Origin of the sequence: Streptomyces sp. WELS2, from assembly GCF_013870595.1 — a bacterium.
GTDB lineage: Bacteria > Actinomycetota > Actinomycetes > Streptomycetales > Streptomycetaceae > Streptomyces.
Genome location: NZ_JACBWZ010000543.1, coordinates 1 through 4,395, shown reverse-complemented (window position 1 = coordinate 4,395; position 4,395 = coordinate 1). Strand labels below are relative to the sequence as shown.

The following is a 4,395-nucleotide window of genomic DNA, read 5'->3' as shown; positions in this document are numbered from 1 at the left end:
AGCCCAGCAGCTGGGCGGCGACGAAGGCCGCCGCGACGACGGCGAGCGCCGCGGGGGTGGCGAACCTCCGGCCGTCCAGCAGGTCCTGGACGGCGAGGAGCACCAGGTAGTGCACCAGGTAGAAGGCGAACGAGATCTCGCCGAGCAGGGTCATGACCCGGCCCCGCAGACCGGTCGGGCGTCCGGTGACGTCCGCGGCCGCCACCGCCGTCACGAGCAGGGCGAGCGGCACGGCCAGGGTGACGTTCAGGCCGTACTGCCAGGGCACCACCAGGGCCAGGGCGTAGCCGGCGCCGGTCAGGGCCAGCGCGGGGGCGATGCCCAGGCCGATCCACCGCCCCTCCCGCAGGATCCGGGCCATGAGCATGCCGAGGACGAACTCGAACAGGCGCAGCGGCGGGATGTTGTAGGCGAGCCACCACTGCGTCTCGGACAGGGGCCACTCGGCGAGCCGCGGAGTGCCGGGTACGGCCGTGCCGATGACGATCTGGGTGATGAGCAGGCCGGCGAAGGTGACCGCGAACCACGCCCAGAGCCGGCTGCTCCCGATGCCCTTGACCCAGCGCCACAGCAGCGGGAAGAGGAGGTAGAAGAGCAGTTCGCTGCAGAGCGACCAGCTGGGCTGGTTGACGCTCACGAAGGTGCCCAGGCGGGGTATCCAGGAGTGCACGAGGAAGAGGTTCGGCAGCCACACCGACACTCCCCCGACGGTCGAGGAGAACAGCAGCAGCGTCAGGGCCCAGGTGACGACGTGGTTGGGATAGATCTTCAGCAGCCGGCGCCGGTAGAAGGAGCCGAGCCGCTCGCCGGGCCGCGCCGACCACGCCAGCACGAAGCCGCTGAGGATGAAGAAGAAGGACACCCCCGCCCAGCCGGCCTTGCTGAAGAGCAGGCCGTAGTCGTCGGCGAAATCCCGGTCGGCGAACGGGTCCACCATCTTGGTGAGCGAGGTGTGGAAGCAGAAGACGAGCGCTGCGGCGTAGAACCGCAGGCCGGTGAGCGAGGGCAGTTTCTGCCTGGTCCCGCTGGCTTGCCGGTCGGGCACGGTCACTCCTTTCGGCGGCACGGCGCGGCGCGCCCGGCCGCCCGGTGGGGAGGGGGAAGGTCGTCTGGCGGGGCGGGGAGTCGTCAACGGCCTCTACCGGCCCCGGAGTTCGTCGGCCTTGGACGATAGTGGCTGCTCAGGTGAGCAACCACGCGCCGCGGGCGGGTGAGTTGGACAGCCGGGTGTGCAACCGCTGATCTCTTCAGTTGCACACCCCGCCGGCGTCAGGGCGCGGGCTCGTCCGCCTGCGCCAGGGTGCCCAGCAGGGTGGCCAGTTCGCCGATCAGCGGCGATTGCTCCAGGACCCGGCACAGCGCGGTGTCGTGTGCCGGTTTGGCCGCGGCCAGCAGGTCCCGCCCCGCCGCGGTCAGTTCGGTGGAGACCCCGCGCCGGTCCGTCGTGCACAGCACCCGGGCCAGCAGGCCGCGCGCCTCCAGCCGGTTGACCATGCGGGTGGCGGCGCTGTCGCTGAGCGCGGCCACCCGGGCCAGCTGTTTCATCCGCAGGTGCCAGCCGTCCTGCCGGGCCAGCGCCTCCAGCACGGTGTACTCCACGACCGACAGGCCGTGCGGGCGCAGTACGCCCTCCAGGGTCCGCTCCAGGTCGCAGTGGAGGGCGGCGAGGGTGCGCCAGCCGCGTACGCGGACCTCCGAGGAGTCGTCGGGGATGTACATGGGCGCCTCCTGGGATTCTCGATCAGAAATGCGTGTGCACGCTATCGGCTTGCGCCCATTGCTGGCGTGCGCAACTGTTGTGCACGCTTGCAATGAGCGTCTGCACAAAGGAAGGACACCCATGCCCCTCGCGTTGCTGGCCCTGGCGATCAGCGCCTTCGGTATCGGCACGACCGAGTTCGTCACCAACGGCCTGCTGCCCGAAGTCGCCGCGGACTTCGACGTCTCCATCCCGACCGCGGGTCTGCTGACCTCCGGCTACGCGCTGGGCGTGGTCGTCGGAGCGCCCGTGCTGACCGCGGCCACCACCCGGGTGCGCCGCAAGCACCTGCTCGTCGGCCTGATGCTGCTCTTCATCGCGGGCAACCTGGTCGCGGCACTCGCGCCCACCTACGGTCTGCTGATGACCGGACGGGTGCTGTCGGCCCTGTGCCACGGCGCCTTCTTCGGCGTCGGGTCCGTCGTCGCGGCGGGCCTGGTGGCCCCGGACAAGAAGGCCGGCGCCATCTCGCTGATGTTCACCGGCCTCACCCTCGCCAATGTACTGGGCATGCCGATGGGCACCGTACTCGGCCAGCACTTCGGCTGGCGGGCGGCGTTCTGGGGCGTCGTGGCGCTGGGGCTGATCGGCCTGCTCGGCATCATGACCCTGGTGCCGAGCGAACCGGTCGCCGAGGAGAGCAACCTGCGCGCGGAGCTGGCGGCCTTCCGCAAGCCGCAGGTCTGGCTGGCACTCGCCGTCACCGCGATCGGATTCAGCGGCCTGCTGGCCTCCTTCACCTACGTCACGCCCATGATGACGGACGTCGCCGGGTTCTCCGAGTCCAGCATCACCTGGCTGCTGGCGCTGTACGGCCTGGGGCTGGTGGTCGGCAACTACGTGGGCGGCAAGGCCGCCGACCGCGCCCTGACCGCGACCATCTTCACCCTGCTGATCGCGCTCGCCGTCGTGCTGCTGCTCTTCACCGTGACCGCGCACAACAAGGTGACCGCCGTCATCACCCTGTTCGTGCTGGGCGGCGTCGGATTCGGCACCATCCCGCCGCTCCAGACGCGGGTCATGCAGCTGGCCGGCGGACCGGCGACGCTGGTGTCGGCGGCGAACATCGCGGCCTTCAACCTGGGCGCGGCGGTGGGTGCGTGGCTCGGCGGCGTGGCCATCGACGCGGGCCTCGGTTACACCTCCCCGAACTGGGTGGGCGCCGTCATCACCACCGTCGGCATCCTGCTGGCCGTCGTCTCCGTGGGCATGGAACGCCGGGGCCGGCACAGCACCGCCCCCGTGGCTCCGGCCGCGCCGGTCCCCACCTCCTCCTCCGGCGGCTGACCGCGACGGCGTCCCGCTCGCCCGCCCCCGCGCGGCCCCGCGCCGACGGCGCGGGCCCGCCCTCCGCCGGCCTCCTGCCCGGCGGCCCGACTTCTTCCCCGACAAGGAGCACCAGTGCCCCGAGTACGCACCGAACTGTCGTCCGGCCCGAGCGTGGTGGAGTACCTGCACACCGGTTCGGGCGAGGGCGTCGTCCTGGTCCACGGCACCGGGGCCACCCCGGACGGCAACTTCGGCCACCTGATCGACGTACTGCGTCCCCGTCACACGGTGGTGGCCCCCTTCCTGTCCGGCGCGGGCACGACCACGGACACCGGGGCGCCGCTGACGGTCGGCGACCTCGCCCGCCAGGTGACCGCCGCGGCCGACGACGCCGGGCTGACGGAGTTCCATCTGGTGGGGCACTCGCTCGGGGCGTGCGTGGCGGCCGCGGCGGCGGCCACGTCCGGCGACCGCGTCCGCTCGCTGGTGCTGCACGCGGGATGGGCGACGAGCGACACCAGGATGGCGGCCCAGTTCGCCCTGTGGCGGCGGCTGCTGGCGGCGGACACCGGACTGCTGGCCCGCATGGTCCTGCTGACCGCCTTCAGGGCCACGGCCCCGCACTTCCGGGACCCGGCGGCGTTCGAGCGCGAGGTCGCGGCCTTCGCCGCGATGTTCCGCCCGGAGGGCACGGCCCGGCAGCTGCGGCTCGACGAGGAGGTCGACATCGCGCCGCTGCTGCCCCGGGTGACGGCGCCTTCGCTCGTCGTCGCGGGCACCGACGACACGGTCGTCCCGCCGTACCACCAGGAACGGATGGCCGAGCTCATCCCCGGCGCCCGCCTGACGCACGTGGCCGGCGGACACGCCTTCCCCTTCGAGGCGCCCGAGCGGTTCGCCGAGCTGGTGGCCGGGTTCATCGCGAGCCGGCGCCCGCAGCGGACGCCGCGCCCCCAACTGCCGGATGCCGTACTGCCGTTCTGATCCCGTGGACGCTCCGTCAGGACGCACGCCAGACGTGGACGCTCCGTCAGGACGCACGCCAGACGTGGACGCTCCGTCAGGACGCACGCCAGACCTCGTCCGGGCCGGTGACCGCGACCTCGGACTCCAGCCGGTCGGCGAACCTGCGCAGCGAGTCGGCGTAGGCACGGGCGGCGGCGGACAGCAGCGGGGCGCAGTGGCCCGGAACGCTGTGCAGGATCCGCTGCTGCTGGGTCGCCAGGGGTACTTGGGGTTCCAGCATGCGCAGCAGGAACCGGCCCACCTCGGTGAAGCGCAGGGACGGGTCCTGGCGCAGCGCGCGGAGGGCGGCCTGGAAGTCGGCGGGCTTCTCGGCGGGGACGTCGTCCGGCCGCTTGGGCGCC

4 protein-coding genes and 1 pseudogene are annotated in these 4,395 nt (G+C 72.4%); 2 read left to right on the top strand and 3 right to left on the bottom strand.

The window, feature by feature from the left end:
• Both H5J33_RS25205 and H5J33_RS25200 read right to left on the bottom strand, forming a co-directional pair.
• The coding region (locus H5J33_RS25205) for an acyltransferase (RefSeq protein ID WP_181797163.1) at nt 1–1,045 on the bottom strand (1,045 nt) is incomplete at its 3' end.
• A gap of 224 nt (nt 1,046–1,269) precedes the next feature.
• A complete protein-coding gene (locus H5J33_RS25200; RefSeq protein ID WP_181797162.1) occupies nt 1,270–1,719 on the bottom strand; it encodes a MarR family winged helix-turn-helix transcriptional regulator in 450 nt (149 codons plus the stop codon).
• A gap of 121 nt (nt 1,720–1,840) precedes the next feature.
• Between H5J33_RS25200 and H5J33_RS25195 the strand changes: the two genes are divergently transcribed.
• Both H5J33_RS25195 and H5J33_RS25190 read left to right on the top strand, forming a co-directional pair.
• Nucleotides 1,841–3,046, top strand: coding sequence for an MFS transporter (locus tag H5J33_RS25195; RefSeq protein ID WP_181797161.1), 1,206 nt, complete (start codon nt 1,841–1,843; stop codon nt 3,044–3,046).
• Between the two features lie 114 nt (nt 3,047–3,160).
• Entirely contained in the window at nt 3,161–4,012 is an 852-nt protein-coding gene (locus H5J33_RS25190) for an alpha/beta fold hydrolase (protein ID WP_181797160.1), read from the top strand.
• Between the two features lie 76 nt (nt 4,013–4,088).
• On the opposite strand, the pseudogene H5J33_RS25185 reads toward H5J33_RS25190, so the two are convergent.
• Nucleotides 4,089–4,395 (bottom strand): annotated as a pseudogene (locus H5J33_RS25185) (hypothetical protein); the annotation flags it as partial.